At 71.4% G+C, this 20,132-nt stretch carries 19 protein-coding genes; 8 read left to right on the top strand and 11 right to left on the bottom strand.

Translation table 11 applies throughout. The annotated features are described in order from the left end of the window. Positions 1 to 78: 78 nt before the first annotated feature. From C4K88_RS09460 to C4K88_RS09445, 4 genes are all read right to left on the bottom strand, one after another. Complete coding sequence (locus C4K88_RS09460) at positions 79 to 1,044, bottom strand: NUDIX hydrolase (RefSeq protein WP_104121401.1); 966 nt, start codon at positions 1,042 to 1,044, stop codon at positions 79 to 81. Next, on the bottom strand, positions 1,044 to 3,266 hold the full coding sequence (locus C4K88_RS09455) for an RNA degradosome polyphosphate kinase (protein WP_174705224.1): 2,223 nt from the start codon (positions 3,264 to 3,266) through the stop codon (positions 1,044 to 1,046). Before C4K88_RS09455 ends, C4K88_RS09460 begins: the two co-directional genes overlap by 1 nt. A 71-nt stretch (positions 3,267 to 3,337) precedes the next feature. Next, positions 3,338 to 4,306 carry a mycothiol synthase gene (gene mshD / locus C4K88_RS09450; RefSeq protein WP_104121399.1) on the bottom strand — a complete coding sequence of 323 codons (969 nt, stop codon included), beginning with the start codon at positions 4,304 to 4,306 and terminating at the stop codon, positions 3,338 to 3,340. 199 nt (positions 4,307 to 4,505) lie between these two features. Next, entirely contained in the window at positions 4,506 to 5,213 is a 708-nt protein-coding gene (locus C4K88_RS09445) for a winged helix-turn-helix transcriptional regulator (protein WP_104121398.1), read from the bottom strand. Between the two features lie 179 nt (positions 5,214 to 5,392). Between C4K88_RS09445 and C4K88_RS09440 the strand changes: the two genes are divergently transcribed. The 4 genes from C4K88_RS09440 (at position 5,393) to C4K88_RS09425 (ending at position 8,509) form a co-directional block, all read left to right on the top strand. Further along, entirely contained in the window at positions 5,393 to 6,145 is a 753-nt protein-coding gene (locus tag C4K88_RS09440; protein ID WP_241521812.1) for a hypothetical protein, read from the top strand. Between the two features lie 234 nt (positions 6,146 to 6,379). Beyond that, a complete protein-coding gene (locus C4K88_RS09435; protein WP_104121397.1) occupies positions 6,380 to 6,979 on the top strand; it encodes a heme-binding beta-barrel domain-containing protein in 600 nt (199 codons plus the stop codon). Positions 6,980 to 7,025: 46 nt separating this feature from the next. After that, positions 7,026 to 8,111 carry a CAF17-like 4Fe-4S cluster assembly/insertion protein YgfZ gene (ygfZ, locus tag C4K88_RS09430; protein ID WP_104121396.1) on the top strand — a complete coding sequence of 362 codons (1,086 nt, stop codon included), beginning with the start codon at positions 7,026 to 7,028 and terminating at the stop codon, positions 8,109 to 8,111. Next, a complete protein-coding gene (locus C4K88_RS09425) occupies positions 8,108 to 8,509 on the top strand; it encodes an ankyrin repeat domain-containing protein (protein WP_104121395.1) in 402 nt (133 codons plus the stop codon). The genes ygfZ and C4K88_RS09425 overlap by 4 nt, the downstream gene beginning before the upstream one ends. 222 nt (positions 8,510 to 8,731) lie before the next feature. On the opposite strand, the gene C4K88_RS09420 is transcribed toward C4K88_RS09425, so the two are convergent. Both C4K88_RS09420 and C4K88_RS09415 read right to left on the bottom strand, forming a co-directional pair. Further along, a complete protein-coding gene (locus C4K88_RS09420) occupies positions 8,732 to 9,436 on the bottom strand; it encodes a GNAT family N-acetyltransferase (protein WP_104121394.1) in 705 nt (234 codons plus the stop codon). 3 nt (positions 9,437 to 9,439) lie between these two features. Then, entirely contained in the window at positions 9,440 to 10,465 is a 1,026-nt protein-coding gene (locus C4K88_RS09415; protein WP_104121393.1) for a 6-phosphofructokinase, read from the bottom strand. Between the two features lie 259 nt (positions 10,466 to 10,724). Between C4K88_RS09415 and C4K88_RS09410 the strand changes: the two genes are divergently transcribed. Together C4K88_RS09410 and C4K88_RS09405 are read left to right on the top strand one after the other, a co-directional pair. After that, positions 10,725 to 11,555, top strand: coding sequence for a UbiA family prenyltransferase (locus C4K88_RS09410; protein ID WP_104121392.1), 831 nt, complete (start codon positions 10,725 to 10,727; stop codon positions 11,553 to 11,555). Next, positions 11,552 to 12,979: a phytoene desaturase family protein gene (locus tag C4K88_RS09405; protein WP_104121391.1), complete on the top strand. Its 1,428-nt coding sequence runs from the start codon at positions 11,552 to 11,554 to the stop codon at positions 12,977 to 12,979. Before C4K88_RS09410 ends, C4K88_RS09405 begins: the two co-directional genes overlap by 4 nt. A 122-nt stretch (positions 12,980 to 13,101) precedes the next feature. On the opposite strand, the gene C4K88_RS09400 is transcribed toward C4K88_RS09405, so the two are convergent. The 4 genes from C4K88_RS09400 to C4K88_RS09385 all read right to left on the bottom strand — a co-directional run bounded on the left by C4K88_RS09400 (position 13,102) and on the right by C4K88_RS09385 (position 16,243). Then, positions 13,102 to 13,914: a carotenoid biosynthesis protein gene (locus C4K88_RS09400; RefSeq protein ID WP_146065661.1), complete on the bottom strand. Its 813-nt coding sequence runs from the start codon at positions 13,912 to 13,914 to the stop codon at positions 13,102 to 13,104. A gap of 85 nt (positions 13,915 to 13,999) precedes the next feature. Then, positions 14,000 to 14,242 (bottom strand): PspC domain-containing protein, encoded by a 243-nt coding sequence (locus C4K88_RS09395; protein ID WP_104121389.1) that lies wholly within the window; start codon positions 14,240 to 14,242, stop codon positions 14,000 to 14,002. A gap of 46 nt (positions 14,243 to 14,288) precedes the next feature. Then, positions 14,289 to 14,543 (bottom strand): hypothetical protein, encoded by a 255-nt coding sequence (locus C4K88_RS09390; RefSeq protein ID WP_104121388.1) that lies wholly within the window; start codon positions 14,541 to 14,543, stop codon positions 14,289 to 14,291. Continuing rightward, entirely contained in the window at positions 14,540 to 16,243 is a 1,704-nt protein-coding gene (locus C4K88_RS09385) for a PspC domain-containing protein (protein WP_241521811.1), read from the bottom strand. The genes C4K88_RS09390 and C4K88_RS09385 overlap by 4 nt, the downstream gene beginning before the upstream one ends. A gap of 124 nt (positions 16,244 to 16,367) precedes the next feature. On the opposite strand from C4K88_RS09385, the gene C4K88_RS09380 reads away from it, so the two are divergent. Together C4K88_RS09380 and C4K88_RS09375 are read left to right on the top strand one after the other, a co-directional pair. Continuing rightward, the gene (locus tag C4K88_RS09380; RefSeq protein ID WP_104121386.1) at positions 16,368 to 17,786 is read left to right on the top strand and encodes an ATP-binding protein; all 1,419 of its coding nucleotides are present in this window, start codon (positions 16,368 to 16,370) and stop codon (positions 17,784 to 17,786) included. A 147-nt stretch (positions 17,787 to 17,933) separates the two neighbouring features. Further along, positions 17,934 to 18,614, top strand: a complete 681-nt coding sequence (locus C4K88_RS09375; protein ID WP_104121385.1) for a LuxR C-terminal-related transcriptional regulator — start codon at positions 17,934 to 17,936, stop codon at positions 18,612 to 18,614. Positions 18,615 to 18,696: 82 nt separating this feature from the next. Here C4K88_RS09375 and C4K88_RS09370 read toward each other — a convergent pair whose 3' ends face one another. Then, a complete protein-coding gene (locus tag C4K88_RS09370) occupies positions 18,697 to 19,932 on the bottom strand; it encodes a pyridoxal phosphate-dependent aminotransferase (RefSeq protein WP_104121384.1) in 1,236 nt (411 codons plus the stop codon). Positions 19,933 to 20,132 lie beyond the last annotated feature (200 nt).

Genomic DNA, 20,132 nt, shown 5'->3' with positions numbered 1-20,132 from the left:
CCGGATGAATGGCGCATGAACGCGAGCGATCGGGCCCCTGACACGGTATGAACGGATCGCGACGCGCGACGGCCGTTGTCAGTCGTCGTACGCGCGGAACTGCTCCATGGACACGATGCGCCCCTGGTTGGCACTGCTCACCTGGCAGATCATCGCCTCGCCGGGTGCGAGGTGCGGGTCCTCGACGGGCAGGAGCTCGTGCAGGTGGTCCGGCATGTGGCCTCGCAGCACCGACAGGACGAGCGGGAGCACGGGGCGATGGGTGCAGATCGCCACGGGCCGGCGCTTGTCCAGCAGTCGTTCGATCGCAGCCCGCGTGCGTGCGGGCTTCCTCGTGGCGTCGCGCTCCGTCAGCGCGTCGACGAGTTTGAGCTTCGCACTGCGCTGGTTCACGTACGGCGAGATCGTCTGGACACACCGCACCCAGGGGCTGCTCACCACCCGTTCGGGGGTCCACGCCTGCAGCAGCCGGCTCACCGCGGTGGCCTGCCGGCGCCCGGTAGCGGCGAGGGGCCTCTCGCCTTCGGCCCTGCTCCACGACGACCGGGGCTTGGCTTTCGCATGGCGGACCACGATCAGGGGCCAGGTCTGGAGACTCCGGGCACGGTGCGCCTCGACGAGCGCATCGAGGGGCACGACGTCGGTCGGGTTGCTCATCAGGGTGCGCGCCTCCTCGGGGGACACCCAGCGCACGCCGTCGACCTCGCTGCCGTCCGGCACCGGGGTGGCCCGTTCGATCCTCGCCGCCCAGTAGAACACCGTCTTGTCGCCGGAGTTCACCGCATAGCGGATCGTGGGCAGCGGGATGCCGAGCCTGACCTTCAACCCCACTTCCTCGAACGTCTCCCGGACGGCGCACTCGGGGGTCGTCTCTCCGGGATCGAGCTTGCCCTTCGGCCAGGACCAGTCGTCGTACCGGGGGCGGTGGATGATCAGGACCTCGAGGGCGCCCCTCTCGACCCGCCAGCAGATCGTGCCGGCAGCGATGACGGCGGCACCGCCCGTCGCCACGGCGAGGGCGGCGTCCTTCGTGGGTGGTGCCATCAGCGGCGCGACACTGCCCGCTGGCGGGCACGGGAGGCGAGCAGCGACGACTGGATGTCCTCGAGCAGGGCGCCGTCGGCGTTCTTGTGGTGCCGGGTCCAGCAGCCGGTCTCGTCGAGGTGCCAGCTGGAGACCGTCGGGTCCATGTACCGGTCCATCAGGTTCATCAGGTAGGAGATGTCCTCGGCCGAGCTGAGCTGCACGAGCGCCTCGACGCGGCGGTCGAGGTTGCGGTGCATCATGTCGGCCGATCCGATGAACACCGCCGGCTCCCCGGCGTTGGCGAAGGCGAAGATCCGTGAGTGCTCGAGGAACCGGCCGAGCACGGAACGCACCGTGATGTTCTCGCTCAGTCCGGGCACACCGGGCCGGACGGAACAGATGCCCCGCACGATCACGTCCACCTGGACGCCCGCCTGCGACGCACGGTAGAGCGAGTCGATGATCGCCTCGTCGACCATGGAGTTGACCTTGATGACCACGCGCGCTGCGAGCCCGGCCTGCTTGTTCGCGATCTCCCGCTCGATGCGGTCGATCAGCCCCGAGCGGACGGAACGCGGCGCCACGAGCAGACGCTTGAAGGTCGACTTCGGGGCGTACCCGGAGAGCTGGTTGAACAGACGCGACAGGTCCTCGCCCACCTGCTCGTTGGAGGTCAGCAGGCCGAGGTCCTCGTAGTACCGGGCGGTGCGCGGGTGGTAGTTGCCGGTGCCGATGTGGCAGTAGCGTCGGAGGCCGTCGATCTCCTGCCGTACCACGAGCGAGAGCTTGCAGTGGGTCTTGAGGCCCACGATGCCGTACACCACGTGCACGCCGGCCTGTTCCAGCTTGCGCGCCCAGGAGATGTTGGCCTGCTCGTCGAAGCGCGCCTTGATCTCCACGAGCGCCAGCACCTGCTTGCCGGCTTCGGCGGCGTCGATCAGGGCGTCCACGATGGGGGAGTCGCCCGACGTCCGGTACAGGGTCTGCTTGATGGCCTGCACCTTGGGGTCCGCAGCAGCCTGCTCGAGGAACGCCTGCACGGAGGTGGAGAAGGAGTCGTACGGGTGGTGCAGCAGGATGTCCCGACGGCGCATCGCCGCGAAGACGTTCGCCGCCTTCGACGTCTCGCTCTCGTTGAGGTAGCGGCTCGTGTGCGGGACATGCTTGGGGAAGTGCAGGTCGCCGCGGTCGATGCCCGCGATCACGCTCAGGCCCCGCAGGTCCAGGGGCGCCGGGAGGTTGAAGACCTCGTCCTCCTCCACGCCGAGCTCCCGCGAGAGCAGGGCCCTGATGCTCGGGTTGATGTCCGTGGTGACCTCGAGGCGGACGGGCGGCCCGAACCGGCGGCGCAGCAGTTCCTTCTCGAGGGCCTGCAGCAGGTTCTCGGCGTCGTCCTCCTCCACCTCCAGGTCCTCGTTGCGTGTCACGCGGAAGAGGTGGTGCTCGAGCACCTCCATGCCGGGGAAGAGCTGGTCCAGGTGGACGGCGATGACTTCCTCGAGCGGGATGAATCGGGCCACGCGCCCGGCGACGTTCCCTGCACGCGGCCCGTCCACCGACATGAGCCGCGGCAGCTGGTCGGGCACCTTCACGCGGGCGAAGAGCTCCTTCTGGCTGACCGGGTTGCGGACCACGACGGCGAGATTGAGGGACAGCCCCGAGATGTAGGGAAAAGGGTGGGCCGGGTCGACGGCGAGCGGCGTGAGGATCGGGAAGACCTTCTCGGCGAAGACCTTGTGCAGTTCGGTGCGGGCGGCATCGTCGAGCTCCTCCCACGTGGTGAGGTGGATCTGCTCGCGGGCGAGGGCAGGCCGGATGTGATCGGCGAAGACCGCCGCGTGGCGCTGCTGCAGCTCGTAGCCGTCCTGCATGATCTTCTCGAGCTGCTCGATGGGGCTGAGGCCCGCAGCCGAGGGCACCGCGAGCCCTGTGGCGATCCTGCGCTTCAGGCCGGCGACCCGCACCATGAAGAACTCGTCGAGGTTGGACGCGAAGATCGACAGGAAGCCGACTCGCTCCAGGAGGAAGAGCTCCGGGTCCTCCGCGAGCTCGAGGACGCGCGCATTGAAGTCGAGCCAGCTGATCTCACGGTCGAGGAAGCGGTCCGCTCCGATATCGCCGGAGGGCAGGAGACTGGGAGCGAACTCCGGGATGTCGATGCGATCCTGTGTGGCCCGGGCCGGAGCCGTCTCGGCGGACCCGTACAGTGACGCACCCCGGCGTTTCGTTCCTGAATCCATTGCGTCTCCTGCAGCGTGGGTGGTCATGGGTGAGCCCTGATCCGACAAGCCGGAGGGACCCCGGAACAACCTTACAAGGTGGGCTGCGCCACGTTCGCCGCGTACATGACATCGACATCCCACCGCGAAAACCCGAGCGTGCGGTAGAGCGCCACGGCGGCGGCGTTGTCGGCGTCGACGTAGAGCATGATGGCCTGCAGGCCCCGGGTGTGGAGGTGCTCGATGCCGGCGACCGTCAGGGCCTTGCCGAGGCCCATGCCCTGCGCCTGGGGCGTCACACCGACCACGTACACCTCGCCGATCGCCGGGTGCCCTCCCACTGCGGGGTGGACCTTCGTCCAGTGGAAGCCGAGGAGGGCGCCGTCGCCCTCGCGGACGGCGAGCAGGAAGCCGTCGGCGTCGAACCAGTCCTCGTCCATCCGCGCCTCGAGGTCGGCCCGCGTGGTGGCTCCCTGCTCGGGGTGGTGCGCGAAGGCCGCCGCGTTGGCCGCGAGCCACGCCTCCTCGTCCTGTCCGCGGACGAACGCACGGAGCACGACGCCGTCGGGCAGGCGGAGGGCGGGAGTGGGTTCCGTGACGGCTGCGCGGGTCAGGCGCATCCTCCACAGCTCCCGTACCGGGGCGTAGCCGAAGCGCACCGCGAGGTCCGCCGCTGCGGAATGGTTGCCGTGGGACCACCCGCGGAGGTCGGGGATGCCCTCGGCGAGGACCGCCTGGATCAGGGCCGTCCCCGCACCCTCCCCGCGGCAGTCGGGCCGGACGACGAGCTCGAGGACAGCGCCGTCGTCGGAGCCGAGGGTGACGACGGCGACCCCGGCGAGTTCACCGTCCGCGTCCGAGCCGCGGGCGGTGAAGGTGAGCAGGCGGTCACCGGCGTCGTGGGCGCGGAGGGTGAGGAGGGTCTGTTCGGAGAGCGGCGGGTTGCCGTCCGCTTCGGCGGCGGACGCGGCGAGTGCGCGTACTTCGTCGACGACGTCCGTGGGTGGGATACCGGCGATCCTGTCGACGGACCAGGTGGGGGCATGCTGGGCGGCGGTCATGCGTTCAGCCTAGTCCTGCGCCTGCCGGCCGGTTTGGTGGTCGCCCGCAGCGTGCTGTAGTGTCGGGAACTGCTCGAGGGGGATGCGCCAGTGGGGCGCCCGCGATACGTTCGACCCGTATGTCCTCCACTCCTCCCAGCTCCGCCGTGAACACCGAAAGCCCCTTCCGCCCGCAGGCGGGAGGGGCTTTCGCGTGGGGTCAGGCGTCCTGGTCGACCGACGCGCGGTCCTCGGGCAGGCGGGTCAGGGTGAAGCGGTAGCCGACGTTCCGTACGGTGCCGATCAGCTGCTCGTGGTCCGAGCCGAGCTTCGCCCGGAGCCGACGCACGTGGACGTCCACGGTGCGCGTGCCCCCGTAGTAGTCGTAGCCCCAGACCTCGTGCAGGAGCTGATCGCGGGTGAAGACCCGCCCGGGGTGCTGTGCAAGGTACTTGAGGAGCTCGAACTCCTTGTACGTCAGGTTCAGGGGCTCGCCACCCACCCGCGCCGTGTAGCTGGCCTCGTCGATCACCACGCCGGACGCGTGGATCTCGGTGCTCGTCTCCTCGACGGCCGCCGTGGACCGCGCGATCACCAGTCGCAGTCGCGCCTCCACCTCCGCCGGACCCGCCGAGTCCAGGACGACGTCGTCCGCCAGCCAGTTCGCGGCGACCGCCGCCATGCCGCCCTCCGTGAGCACGAGGACGAGGGGCGCACTGAGGCCGGTGGCCTTCAGGAGCTGGGTGAGGGACCGCGCCCCGATGAGATCCTTGCGTGCATCGACGAGGACGACGTCGCAGGGTTCCGTCTCGAGCAGGGCCGTGGGTTCCGCCGCGAGGATGTGCACCTTGTGGTTGAGCAGTTCCAGGGCCGGCAGGATCTCGACGGACGAGCCGCTGGTATTGGTGAGCATCAGGATGTGCGGCATGTGTCCTCCACGGTCGGGAATGCGCATCATCGGGCACCGGCGTCCCCCGCCCGGACGGGAGGAGGACGTGGTAGAAATTTGGTCAAGTATAGCCTCCGCCGTGTGATGCACTGCACGCCGGCCTCCGGCGGCGGCGCGGCTTTTTCCCGCACCAGCACGGGTAGGGCAGTATTGCTCGGGTGAAGAGGACGAGTGTGGCCGCAGCGGCCGGAGCCGCGGCCATTGCGACCGGAGCGATCGTCGCGTCCTCCTACATCTCCGCCACGGCGGTCGCCATAGCCGTCGGCGCCCTCTGCCTCCTGACCGCCGTCGGCTGGCCCTACATCCTCCGCGTGCCGGCCCGGAAGAGCCTGTCGGCCGCGATCGGACTCCCGGCGCTGCTCGCCGTCGTCCTCGCCGCCACCGTCCCCGGGCCGTTCTTCCTGGCCTGGTTCCCGGTCTCCGTGGCGCTCGGCGTCGGCGCGGTGTTCATGATCCAGCTCCTGCGGGGGACCGGCCAGAGCCTCCGCCTGGAATCGACCCTCGGGGCGAGTTCCGGCGTCGTGGCCGTGGCCATGGGGTCGGGCTGGGTGGCCACCGATCGCCTGGCCGTCAACGCCGCCGATTCCGGCATGACGCTGGTGACCGGCGTCAGCATCCTCGTGGCGATCGCCGTGTGCCTGCTGCCCCTGCCGGACCGCCTCGTCGCCCCCACCGCCGTCGTCCTCGCCGCGCTCGCCGGCCCGCTCGGTGCGCTGCTCTTCACCGATGTGCCGGCCCTCCCCGCCGCGGTCGTAGGGCTCGCGTGCGGCGCCGTGATCGCCGGGACCCGCCGGCTGCTCGTCGCACGGGAGGCGTCGATGGACCGGATCGCGGCCATCGCGGCCGGCGTCGCCCCCGTCCTGGCGACCGGCGCCGTCGTGTACTTCCTCGACACCCTGTTCCTCGCCTGAGCCCAGCGGCGAGCCGGGTCGCCGGAGCCCGGACGGGGTCCTACCGGCGGTCGCCGGCCACGGGCATCCCTGCTCCGGAGCGGGCGTTAGGATGGGAGCATGTCCATCCTTGCCCTTGAAATCTTCTTCATCTCGCTGCTGGTCGTCGCCGGTCTCGGCATGGCCGGTTTCGCGGCCCTCGTCATCACGCGCCTGTACAAGGGCCAGAAGTAGCCGACTGACCCCGGAGGTCCTATGTCGATCGAACTGCCCACCGACCTGACACCCGAGCTCGTCCCGCTGTCGTGGCTCCTCGGAACCTGGGAGGGGACGGGGATGCTCGGCGAAGGCACCGCCGAATCGGAGCGCTTCTCGCAGCGCGTCGTGTTCTCGCAGAACGGTCTGCCGTACCTGCAGTACAGTGCCGAATCGTGGCTCATCGACGAGCAGGGCGCGCAGCTGCGCCCGCTGTCCGCCGAGAGCGGGTTCTGGGCGCTCGACCGCAAGCTGAACGACTCCGACGTCGGACCCGGCCTGAGTCCCGCGGACATCGTCCCGGCCCTCAAGACCGCCGACGAGGTGGAGCAGTTCCGCAACGACGCCGGCGGCTTCGACATCACGGCCACCGTGGTGCACCCCGGCGGTATCGCCGAGCTCTACTACGGGAGCATCAAGGGCCCGCAGATCCAGCTGAGCACGGACCTGGTGATGCGCGGCCAGCACTCCAAGGAGTACGTGGCGGCCACCCGGCTGTTCGGCCTCGTGGACGGCAACCTGTACTGGCGCTGGGACGTCGCGGCCCAGGGGAACTCCCTCGAGGCTCACGCCTCCGCGATCCTGAAGAAAGTCTCCTGACGCGTCCGCGAGACCCGGAACGACCCGCCTGGAAGGCGTTGTAGCAATGACCTCACGAAGCCCCCTGCTGAGCCGACCCGGTGCCGTCGAGGGCGGCGGAGCCGACGCCGGCGTGGCATCCCACTACGGCGATCCGTTCCGTGAGCAGCGGCTCCTCGCCGCCGGGGAGGCCGTCGTCGACCTGTCGCAGCGCGGCGTCGTCACCGTCTCCGGGCCCGACCGCCTGAGCTGGCTGAACACGCTCTCCTCCCAGCTGCTCCTGGGCCTCCGGCCCGGCCAGAGCTCCGAGACACTGCTCCTGACGGTGCAGGGCCGCATCGAGTACGCGTCCCACGTCATCGACGACGGCACCACCACCTGGCTCATCACCGAGGGCAGTGAGGCGGCGCCGCTGGCCGCGTGGCTCGAGCGCATGAAGTTCATGCTCCGCGTCGAGGTGGCCGACGCCACGACCGACTGGGCCGTCCTCGGAACGACGAAGGCCCTGCCGAGCGGTGACGGCGTCGTGTGGGAAGACCCCTGGCCCGCCGTCGTACCCGGCGGATACTCCTACGCGATCGTCGACGAGCGCGTTCACCCGGGCCGTGAACGGCCCTGGTTCGAGTACCTCGTGCCGCGTGACGGACTGGAGGCCGCGGTGTCCGCCACGGGACGCGCGCTGGCAGGGTCGCTGGCCGCCGAGGCGCTGCGCATCGCGGCCTGGCGGCCGCGGCCCGGGTTCGAGACCGACGAGAAGACCATCCCGCACGAGCTCGACCTCCTGCGTACCGCCGTCCACCTCGCGAAGGGCTGCTACAAGGGGCAGGAGACGATCGCGCGCGTGCACAACCTGGGGCACCCGCCGCGCCGGCTCACCTTCCTGCACCTCGACGGCAGCCAGCACACCCTCCCCGAACCCGGGAGCCCGGTCCTCAGCGACGGCCGCACGGTGGGCAGGGTGACATCCGTCGGCCACCACTACGAGATGGGCCCGATCGCCCTCGCCGTCCTCAAGCGATCCGTCGACGCCGCTGCGGATCTGGTGGTCCAGGACGGGGACGAGCCCTACGCCGCCGGCCAGGAGGTCATCGTGGCGCCGGATGCCGGGCAGGTCGTCGGCCGGGCCGCAGGGTTCCTGAAGGCGCCCCGATGAGCGCCGGTCAGGGTACTCCGGACGACGCCGCGGCCGCGATCGCTCTCGCACACTCCCTGTTCGATGCCGCGCGGGCCGGTGACAGCGCCACGCTGGTGCGGTACCTCGACGCCGGGGTGCCCTTCACCCTGACGAACACCGCGGGCGACAGCCTGCTCATGCTCGCCGCGTACAACGGCCACCCGGCGATCGTGCGCGACCTGCTGGCACGGGGAGCGGAAGCGGACCAGGTCAACGACCGCGGCCAGACACCCCTCGCCGGTGCCGTCTTCAAGGGGCACGACGACGTCGTGCGGCTGCTCGTCGACGCCGGAGCCGACCCCGACGCCGGAACGCCCTCGGCCCGGGCCGCGGCCGAGATGTTCGGGCGGACGGAGCTGCTGGAGCTGCTGGGCTAGTCCCTGCGGCGTATCCCTGCGCAGGGCTGGAGTTGTTGAGCCAGTCCCTGCGGCGCATGCCAGGCCACCCGGACCCGGTTGCCGTCCCCCTGCGGCGGATGCCCGGCCACCCGGACCGACTGCGGGGGCTTCGCCCGTCGGTCGCCGTCCTCCTGCGGCGTGTCCCGTGCTGACACGCCCTCGACGGCGTCGAAGCTTCCGCAGGACGTACGGGCGCAGCGCTCAGGCTCCGAGAAGGACCGAGGTCTGCGTCCCCGCGAAGGCGAACCCGGCACGGCGTGCGGTCCGCTGGGACGCCGTGTTGTCGGTCCGTGCACGCCACTGCGGCACGAGCCCGGCGGCCATGGCGTCCTCGACCGCGACGGCGGCCACCCGCCCCGCATAGCCCTTGTGTCGTTCCTCGGGCGGGGTGATGACGGTGACGTGCGCGAGGATGCCCTGCCAGATGTCGTAGCCGGCCCCGGCCAGGGGAGCGGCAGGATCGTCCCGGTCGACCAGAACGAACGGGTGCTCCACCGTACTGAGGCCGGCCTCGGCGACGTCGTCGGGCGGGCATCGGCGTTCGAGCTCACGGACGAGCGAGGCCTCACCGGACACCACGGCGGGCGGTCCCTCGAGCCGCGGCAGGTCGTCACAGAAGTACAGCTGCGCCTCACCGAGACCGCGGCCGCCGTGCTCCCGGCTGAGCGTGAGCAGCGTCGAGTGGCTGCGCAGCTCCGTCGAGGCCATCGCGCGTCCGGCATCCACCGCCCAGCCGGGTCCGCGCAACACCTCGCGGCCGAACAGGGTCACGAAGGTCAGGACCGAAGCGTCGTCGTCGACCGCGTAGAGGCGATCGGGGCCGCTCGCGAGGGCGTCGTCGTCGAGCCCGAGCAGTCGCGACCAGGCGAGCTGGATGATCGAGACCGTGCCGGGATCCAGTTCCACGGGTCAGCCGAAGAGGATGGAGGCTTCGTCGTAGCGGTGCTGGGGGACCCGCTTGAGGTTGCCGAGGGCGGCCTCGAAGCCCACATGGGCGATCTCCGTGCCGTTGAGCGCCACCATGGTGCCCCACAGTTCGTCCCGCACGGAGTCGACGGCGGCCATGCCGAGGCGCGTGGCGAGGACGCGGTCGAACGACGTCGGGACCCCGCCGCGCTGGATGTGTCCGAGGATCGTGGCACGGGTCTCGATGCCCGTGCGGGCCTCGAGCTCCGGCGCGAGCTGGTCGGCGATCCCGCCGAGCCGGGGACGGCCGAAGGTGTCGAGGCCACGCTCGGAGTGGGCCTGTTCCATGTGGGAGGGCACGAAGCCCTCGGCGACGACGACGAGGGGCGCGCGCCCGCGGGCGTTGGCCGTGGACACCCACTCGGCGATCTGCTCGACACTGGTCTGCTGCTCGGGGATCAGGATGGCGTGGGCACCGGAGGCCATGCCGGCGTGCAGGGCGATCCACCCGACGTGGCGGCCCATGACCTCGGCGATCATGCAGCGGCTGTGGGACTCGCCCGTGGTGCGCAGGCGGTCGATGGCCTCGGTGGCGATCTGCACGGCGGTGTCGAAGCCGAAGGTGTAATCGGTGGCGTCGAGGTCGTTGTCGACGGTCTTCGGGACGCCGACGATGTTCAGGCCGAGGTCCGTCAGCCGCTTCGCCGCAGCGAGCGTGCCCTCGCCGCCGATCGCGATCATCGCGTCGATGCCCAGGCGCTGCATGTTCGCCTTCACGACCTCCGCACCGCCGTTGCCCTCGAACGGGTTGGTGCGGGAGGTCCCGAGGATCGTGCCGCCCTGCTTGGAGATGCCGCGCACCGCGTGCCGGGGGAGGTCGATGACGTCGCCCTCGACGACGCCGCGCCAGCCGTCCCGGAATCCGACGAACTCCTGGTCGTGGACCTTGATGCCCTTGAGGACGGCGCCGCGGATCACGGCGTTGAGTCCGGGGCAGTCGCCGCCGCTGGTGAGGATTCCGATCTTCATATGGCGTGGGGTTCCTTCGAGGGAGGGTGGGGTTGTCCAACAGGAGCACGCCGTCGGGCCCGCCTATGATTCTAGACACACGTGGACCGCCCTCCTCACCGGCCGCCCCGCTGCTCCACGCCCTTGCGCCGGGCGGGTCGGCGACCCCGTAGGCTGGGACCATCCAGCGCAGGAGGGCTCCGCGTCCCCGCGAGCGCCCGTCCGTCCGAGGAGGACACCCGCAGTGCCCCAGGCAGGTTTTGCGCCAGCGGCGCTTCGCATGGTCCACATCTCCCGGCCGGTCCTCTGGATCAACACGCTCGGCACCGGCGTCGTCGGCATGTGGCTCACCGGGACGTTCTGGGAGGAGGAGGCCCTCGCCCTCCTTCTCTGGCTGACCCTGCCGTTCAACCTGCTGATCTACGGCGTGAACGACATCTTCGACCAGGACACCGACGCCCTGAATCCGCGGAAGGGATCGCTCGAGGGTGCCAGGATCAGAGCCTCCGAGGTCCGTGCCATCTGGATCGCCGTGCTCGTCACGAACCTGCCGTTCCTCGCCTGGTTCGCGGCCACCCTGCCGCCACCGGCCCTCGCCTGGATCGCGCTGTACGCCCTCGTCTTCGTGTTCTACTCGGCGCCACCGCTGCGCTTCAAGGCCAGGCCGTACCTCGACTCCCTCAGCAACGCGGCCTACGCCTTCCCGCTCGTCTTCGTCCCCTACGCCCTCGGCGGCACGCCGGTCTGGGCCGCCGCACTCGGCCTCATGGCCTGGAGCGCGGCCAAGCACACCTACGACGCCGTCCAGGACATCGACGAGGACCGCGGCGTGGGCATCACGACGACGGCCGTGCGGCTCGGACCCCGCGGTGTCGTCGCCTGGAGCGGCGCCTGGTGGGCGGTGTCGACGGTGTGCTTCGCGCTGGTCAACATCCCGGTCGCCGTCGTGAACACCCTGATCGCCGGCGGACTGCTCCTGGGCCTGTACCGGGATCCCCGGCCGGAGACGGGCCACCGGCTGTACCGGTATTCGATCGCCTTCCCGTACGTGGCCGGGACCGTCGCGGGCGTCCAGCTCGTCGTCGCCCTGACGTTCGGACTCCACCGATGAGCCGGGTCGTCGTCGTCGGGGGCGGGATCGGCGGCCTGACCGCCGCGGCCCTCCTCGGACGCGCAGGCCACAGCGTGACGCTGCTCGAAGCCTCGGACCACGTGGGGGGCAAGAGCCGCCGCGTCGAGGTCTCGGGGCAGCGCATGGACACGGGTCCGTCGCTCGTCACCTTCCCGGGCGTGTGGCAGGAACTCCTGGGCCTGCTCGACGCCGTCGCACCTTCCGGCGCGACGCCCGCCGCGGACATCGCCGGTGTCCGCCTCGAACGGCTGCCGGAGGTCGGGACCTACTACTACCGCGGTGAGGCGTGCGCCCTGCCCGTACCGGAGGGCCATCCGTGGCATCCGGCCTGGACGCGCTTCGCGGCGGAGCACGGCGTCCTCGGCGAGGACGTGTCGCGCCTGCTCACCACGGGCCCGCTCGAGAAGTCGTCCTACCCTGCACTGGCCCGGCTCGGGGCACTGTACGGTCGGAGGCTCACCACGCGCAGCTATCTCGACAGCCTGCCGTGGCTGCCCGAGGGGCTCCGCGAGGTCATCGCCATCCACACCCTCAACGCGGGCGTCAGCCCCACCCGGACACCCGCTCTCTACGCGAGCATGCCGGCCATCATGGCCGAGGACGGCGTCTGGATCCCCGAGGGCGGCGTCTACGAACTCGTGCTGGCACTCCAGCGTGTCGTCGAGGACGCCGGCGTGGAGATCCGCACGGGCGAGCCCGCGCAGGGCATCGGACGGCGGCGGGTCACCACGGCCGCCGGCAGCTACCCGGCCGACGCCGTCGTCAGCGGCCTCGACGCGCACCGCCTGGCCGGACTGTTGGGCGGACGCGCACCCCGGACGCCGCGGAAGCTCACCTGCTCCGCCGTCGGGATCTACGCCGTCCTCGACCGGCCGCTCCCCGACGGGACAGCCCGCCACGGTGTGGTCATGCCCGATGACCCGGCGGCGCTCTACCGGAGCCTCGAAGCGGGCGAGGAACCCCACCAGACCATGGCCTTCGCGAACTACTACCCGGCGCACGGGGTCTACCCCAACGGGTCCGCGACGCTCGCGCTGCTGCTCACCGCGCCCGCCAACGGGAGGACCTACTCGCTCGAGGACCCCTTCGTACGGCGCGAACTCGACCGCACGACGCACGTCCTCGGGCTGCCCGAGCCCCTCGAGGACTACTTCGGCAGCCACGAGATCCTCGACCCGGGATACTTCGGCGAGCGCGGCTCGGCCGGCGGGGCGCTCTACGGTGCGGTGCGTCCGGCGTGGATGAGCGGGCCGTTCCACCTGCCGCCCTACTCGGATCCGCTACGCCCGTGGTTGTGGCGCGTGGGGGCGTCCGTCCACCCCGGTGGCGGGCTGCCCGCGGTACTCGGTGGCGCGATGATGTCCACGCAGAAACTACTCGCGCGCCTGGGGCCCGTCGACTGACCCGTGCCCGCCGGCTCGGGTGAGCTGCCCGGCCGGAAGGGTCCGGTCTCGTTTGTGCCTGCCTGCTCGGGTGAGCTGCCCGGCCAGGCTGTGCGCAGATGCGCTAAGTCAGGTGCGGTAAGTCAGGCCTGCTGTGCGGCATCGACCGTCGCGCGGCCCGTGGCCGGCACGTCGGACGCAGCGGCTCGGGTGAGCTGCAGCCGCCGGCGTGCCACGAGGACGATCAGGGCGACGGCCAGTACCGCCGGGAACACGAGCCCCGAGAAGACGCAGACGCCGAGCCACAGGAACATGGAGATGAGCAGGCTGTCGAGCAGGCCCGGGCGGAGCGGAACATCGGTCAGGCGCCGTCCGCCGATCCAGGTCACCAGGGCGGAGGCGACGAGCCCGGAGATCAGCCAGCCGCCGTAGTTCGAGAGCGGGACCCCGTAGTAGGGGCCGCCGCCGGGCCAGATCCAGAAGCCCAGGGACACCGCACCGGGATCGAGGACGCCGTCGATGACCACCAGCAGCAGCCCGCCGAGCAGGATCCTCCGCAGGGCGGACCCACCACCGGACACGACGGCCACCGCGCCGATGACCAGCGGCACGTAGGAGAGCGGCAGCAGGTACGGGACGAGGCCGAGGATCGTGGGGCCCAGCGGGTCGCCGTAGTAGAACTCGCCGTAGGGCATGCCGGTGGCGACACCGAAGCCCTCGATCAGGTATCCGAAGACGGACACGGCCGCGAGGGCCGCCGTGCCCCGCGCAGCACCGAACTGGCGGACGAGCGCGATGAATGCCGGCAGGGCGATCAGGAGGTTGAAACCGTACGATGCGTAGCTCGCGCCCTCGACGTCCGGGAACCGCACCACGAAGTAGCCGGAGACGAAGAGGAAGGCGCAGGACGCGATCAGCAGGCGGGGGAAGCGGCGGGCAGCGGGAGTCTTCGGCACACCGACCATCCTCGCAGGTCATGCAGCAGCAAGGGGCACGCGCCGTGTGGCGCGTGCCCCTTGCTGCGTGAGCTGAGGTCCGGTCCTAGGCTCCGGCGAGGAGCCGCTCGAGGGCGATGGTGCCTTCCGTGGTGGGGAGCAGGAGCCAGAGGACGAGGTAGAGCGGGAGTCCGATGAAGGGGAGCAGGAAGCTCAGCAGGATCCCGATGCGGACGTAGGTGACGCGCCAGCCGTACTGCAGTGCGATCCCGGCGGCGATCCCGCCGAGGAGGCCACCGGGAGCGCGTTTGATGGGCGAGGAGCGGAGGAAGCGGTAGAAGGGTTGCATGGCGTGCCTTTCGGTTCTCGGGCGGGTGGGAATCAGTATCCGTCGGTCATCGGTATTCGGACAGGGGATCGTCGTCCTTCCGGTCGTCCGCCGTCAGCCTCTTCCGGAGCGACAGGATGCCGCCGGCGACGAGCGCCAGACCGACGCCCACGAGCAGCCCCAAGGCCACGATCACCGGGTCGATGGACAGGTCCACGACCTGGCTGACGAGGAGGAGGGAGGCGACGACGAGGATCACCGATCCCCAGACGATGGTCAGGAGGCGGGGGTGCCGCCTCGTTCCGTTCTTGATCGTGCTCATGGTGTGTCTCCGGTCGGGGTGGGGCTGCTGTTGGAGGGGGCGTCGCCGGTCCCGGGGTCGGTGACGACGCTGACGTCGCTCATCGCGCCGCGCAGGTCGAGGACGATCGCGGAGCCGGTGGCGTCGGGGTTGAGCCTCCCGTTCCGCAGTTGGAGCAGGCCGCCGTCGCTCCGGGGTTCCGTGGAGGACCCGCCCGGCCCCGCCAGGGTTCCGCGCGTCCCGGCGCTGCCGAGCGCCATCCGCGTACGGACCTCCACGGGGACGTCGTCCGGCACCACCACGGTCACGGCGCCGGCGAGCGAGGTGACCGGCACCACGACGTCCCCGGACAGCGGAGGCAGGCCGGTGAGGTCGATGGTGCTCTGCGCCGCCAGGACGCTGTACCCTCTGGACGCGGCGTCCAACGACGCCGGGGTGGTCCTCGACTCCTGGGCGACGATCCACGCTCCGCCGACCATCGTGAAGGATGCGACGAGGGCGCCGATGATCGAGAGTGTCGCCGCGAAGCCGACGAATCCGGAGGTGCGCCCCCGGACACCGAGCCCAATGATGCCGAGGGCGAGGACGATTGCTGCCGCTGCGAGGGCGACGACCGCCGGGGTGGCGAGCTCCAGCGTGCCGACGTAGTCGAGGGCGAGAAGGCCCGCCCCGACGACGACGGCCCCGCCCACGAGGAGTGCCGTGACGGGTCCCGACGGCTGCGGGGGCCGGTACCGGGTGACCGGGGGCCGGGTGGTCGGTTTCATGGAGGACGCCGGATAGACGGATCCCGACCAGGACGGCACTCCGGGATCGTAGGGCAACGACCCGGTGGGGTGCGTCTGCTCGGTCCACGGGTCGCCCGAGTAGGCACGGGGCTGGTACGGCAGGGGGACGGTGCGGTGTCCGGCGTCGGAGGCGTCGTCCGTCTCGTCGTCGATGTCGTCCACAGTATCGTCCGGTGTTCCGTCGCGGCCGGTGACGGAGGCACCGGATCCGGTGAAGGCGCTCGACGAGGCGGGTGAGGAGGGACCATGGGAGCCTGCGTCGGGCCCGTCGTCGGGCGAGCGCCCGGGATCCGGTGCCGGCCCCGCCGTGGGTCCCTCACCGTCCGGGAGCGGTCCGGCGGGGCCCGAATGCCCCGGGGCGTCCGGATCCGGGCCCGACGGCGGTACGGGTCCGCCGGCCGGGCCACCGGGGGTCGAGGGCCCGCCGTGGACGTTCCTGCGGGCCTGCCCGCCGGCGGAGCGGTTGATGATCCAGTACACGAAGAGGCCTACGGCACCGATCCAGAACAGCGTCCACAGCAGACCGCCTGTGCCGTCGCCGCCGAGAAGGGGGAGATTCGGCCGCCAGAGGCCGATCGCCACCAGTGCCGCGGCCCCGGTGAGGCCCGACGTCCAGGATCCACGGCCGGCCTGCTCCACGTGGATGCGTCCGTCCGGTTCGGGGAGCAGGGCCCAGGCGAGGCCGTACAGCAGCACGCCGATGCCGCCGAAGATCGCGAGGATCACGATCAGTCCGCGGACGAGGGCGATGTCCAGACCGGTGCGGCGGGCTACGCCGCCGGCGACTCCGCCGACCCAGCGGTCGGGAGCCCTGGTGATGTCGAGGCCCCGCAGCCAGCGGAAGAACGACGAGGAGGCGGGAGGTCCCGCGGGGTGCGATGCGGCCGGTTCTTGCTGCCAGGACGGCCCGCCTGGCGGTGGTTCGGAGGTCATGCATCCATCCTTCCGCCGCGGCACCGCCGGGCACATCGGGGCCTACCCTGATTGAACCCTGAGTGTGCCCTGAATCTGCTCCGGGACCGTCCCCGAGCGGCCCGCAGCGTGCTTTGATGAGGAGATGAGACCTCCGCTGCTGCGCACGTCCGACGGCGTCATCGCCGGCGTCTGCGCGGGCCTCGCGGCTCATCTGGGGATTCCCCGGTCCTGGGTGCGGGTCGGCATGGCGGTGCTGACCCTCGCCTCCGGCGCCGGGGTGTTCCTGTACGCCTGGCTCTGGATCTTCGTCCCGACGGCGTCCGACCAGGCCGCGATGCTGGGACGCCGGAGCGGTCCCGCGGCCTTCATGCACGACGTCGGGGCCACCGGTCACCGGAACGACGACGGCGGCCGCGCAGGCGTGGCGGGCCTGACGAGTCCGACCCCCGGGTCAGCTGCCGCGCCGTCGGGGCAGGGACCAGCAGCTCCCGGTGCGGCTCCCGAGGACCCGACCCCTGCAGCAGCGCTGCGCGCCACCGGCGACCGGCCCGGTCGGGGCCCGTCCGCCGGCGACGTCGGGCCCGACCGCACGGACCGCGCGGGCCGCCGGGAGATCCTGTTCGGGACCGCCCTGCTGGTCGCTGCGGCCGTCCTCGTGGTGCAGCTGCTCGGCGTCCAGGTGGACTGGGGGTTCCTCGTCCCCATCGCGGTCGTCGCGACGGGCGCGGCGCTCGCCTGGTCCCAGCTCGACGACGTGCGGCGCGCCCGCGTGATGAATCGCGCCGGCGCCGAACGGGCGGGCGGTGCCCTGCGCCTGTTCGCGGGCATCGTCCTCGTCATCGCGGGGGTCCTCGTCGCGCTCTCCAGCAGTGGTTCGTGGACCCTGACCATGGCCACGCTCGTCGCCGTCCTCGCCGTCCTCGTCGGCGTCGGACTGGTCCTCGCCCCGTGGGGTCTCAAGTTCTGGCGGGACCTCGAGAGCGAGCAGGCCGCCCGCGTGCGGGAGACGGAGCGCGCGGAAATCGCCGCCCACCTCCACGACTCGGTCCTGCAGACCCTGGCGCTCATCCAGAACCGGGCGGACTCGGAGACGGACGTGCTGCGCCTGGCCCGGGCGCAGGAGCGTGAGCTGCGCCAGTGGCTGTTCGCCGATCCCATACGGGACCCCGTCAGCCTCGCCGAGCGGCTCCGGAGCATGGCCGGGGAGATCGAGGACCTGTACGGGCACCCGGTCACCGTCGTCGCCGTCGGGGATGCCCCGCTGGAGCCCGCCGAGGACGCCCTCGCCCAGGCGGCACGGGAAGCGATGCTCAATGCGGCGAAGCACGCCGGCGTCGCCGTCTCGGTGTACCTCGAGGCAGGCCCGGAGGCCGTGGAGGTCTTCGTCCGGGATCGCGGCCCCGGCTTCGACCCGGCGGCGGTCCCGGCGGACCGCCTGGGCATCCGGGAATCGATCAACAGCAGGATGCAGCGCCACGGCGGGACGGCGGAACTCCGCAGCGACGCCGACGGCACCGAGGTGCGGCTCCGCCTGCCCCGCCCCACGGGGATCCCGGCATGAGGCTCCTGCCACGCGGCGGCGCCCCCGGGTCCGGTCTTACGGACAGCCAGTACCTCAGACACCGTCCCTCCGGCGGCTCCACACGCCGGAGGGACGACAGCTTCACCCGACGACAGGACGAACGGCCGACGGCCGGAAGGGAGATCCATGGACGCCGTGAATGAGCCGCCGGAGGGACCGGCGCCCGGAACGGTCTCCGTGGTGATCGTCGACGACCACGGGATCTTCCGCGCCGGGCTCCGTGCGGCGCTCGGGCCCGCGATCCGCGTCCTCGGCGAAGCGGCGACGGTGGAGGAGGCGGAGACCGTGATCGACGGCGTGCGGCCCGACGTCGTCCTCCTCGACGTGCACCTCCCGGGCGGCCGCGGTGGCGGTGGCGCGGAGGTCATCCACCGGTGCACCCGGCGCGGCGTCCCGTCCCGTTTCCTGGCCCTCAGCGTGTCCGACTCCGCGGAGGACGTCGTCGCCGTCATCCGCGCGGGAGCCCGCGGCTACGTCACGAAGACCATTTCCGGCCCGGAGATCACCGATGCCGTGCAGCGCATCGCCTCGGGCGACGCCGTCTTCTCGCCGCGGCTCGCCGGGTTCGTCCTCGACGCGTTCGGGACGGCGTCGGTCGCGGTCGACGACGAACTCGACCGCCTGTCGGCACGCGAACTCGAGGTCATGCGGCTGATCGCCCGCGGCTACAGCTACAAGGAGACGGCGAAGGAGCTGTTCATCTCCGTCAAGACCGTCGAGACCCACGTGTCCGCGGTGCTCCGGAAACTGCAGCTGTCATCGCGGCACGAACTCACGCGCTGGGCCACGGAGCGCCGGCTGCTCTGATCCGAGTGGCCGCCCGAGCCGGCCGCCTGGGGAGCCCGGCGCAGCGCGGACGGCAGTGCAGCGGGTGCGACCGGCAGGACGGTCAGCGGGCTGAGCCCAGGAACTCCTGCAGCCGACGCACGCCCGTGGCGAGGTCCTCGTCACCCAGGGCGTAGGACAGCCGCAGGAAGCCGCTGGGCCCGAAGGCCTCGCCTGGCACGACCGCGACCTCCACCTTCTCGAGGATCAGCGCGGCGAGTTCGGCCGACGTCGTCGGCGTGGCCCCGTCGAAGCTCCGGCCGAGCAGGGCCCGGACGTCCGCGTACGCGTAGAAGGCCCCGTGCGGAGTGGGGCACTCGACGCCCTTGATCGCGGAGAGCCCCGAGACCATGGCGCGGCGCCGTCGGTCGAACGCCACCTTCATCTCCTCGACGGCCGTCAGCGGACCGGAGACGGCGGCGAGGGCGGCCATCTGCGGCACGTTCGAGACGTTCGACGTCGCGTGGGACTGCAGGTTGGTCGCCGCCTTCACGAGGTCGGTGGGCCCGATCATCCAGCCCACCCGCCATCCGGTCATCGCGTACGTCTTCGCGACGCCGTTGAGGATGACCACCCTGTCGCCGAGCGCGGGAGCCGCCGTGGCGATCGAGGTGAAGGGGACGTCGTCGTACGTCAGGTGCTCGTAGATCTCGTCCGTGACGACCCACAGTCCGCGCGCCGCGGCCCACTCACCGATCTCCCGCACGGCATCGGGGCCGTACACCGCGCCGGTGGGGTTGGAGGGCGAGACGAAGAGGAGCACCTTGGTGCGCGGCGTGAGGGCGGCCGCCAGCTGGTCCACCGTGACCAGATAGCCCTGCTCGGGGCCGGCGAAGACCTCGACCGGGACACCGCCGGCAAGGCGGATGGCCTCGGGGTAGGTGGTCCAGAACGGGGTGGGCACGAGGACCTCGTCCCCGGGGTCGAGGAGCGCGGCGAAGGATTCGTACACGGCCTGCTTGCCGCCGTTGGTCACCAGCACCTGGGAGAGATCCACGCTGTAGCCGGAGTCACGCAGCGTCTTGGCGGCGATCGCCTGCTTCAGTTCCGGGAGGCCGCCGGCGGGGGAGTAGCGGTGGAACCGCGGCTGGCGGGCCGCCTCGATCGCCGCGTCGACGATGTAGTCCGGCGTCGGGAAGTCCGGCTCACCCGCACCGAAACCGATCACGGGACGTCCCGCCGCCTTCAGGGCCTTGGCCTTGGCGTCGACGGCGAGCGTCGCGGATTCCGCGATCGAGCCGATCCGCCGGGAGATCCGGGGGAGTGCTGCGCGGGCGGAGTCGTCGGTCGTCGCGTTCATCGGGTCCCGTTCCGTGGGGGGCAAGTGTCGTGTCCAAGCTTAGGCGCTGGCTCCGATACGGACCCGAGGACCAGGTACTGCGGGCCCGGATGTGGCGGGCGCCGTACTGCGGGCACCGGATGCGACGGGGCACAGTACGGCAGGCCCGGATGCGGCGGGGCACAGTACGGCAGGCCCCGGACGTGGCGGGGCCCCACGGC

It is taken from the genome of Arthrobacter pityocampae (assembly GCF_002927275.1).
Taxonomy (GTDB): domain Bacteria; phylum Actinomycetota; class Actinomycetes; order Actinomycetales; family Micrococcaceae; genus Arthrobacter_D; species Arthrobacter_D pityocampae.
This window is presented reverse-complemented; position numbering and strand designations above follow the sequence as displayed.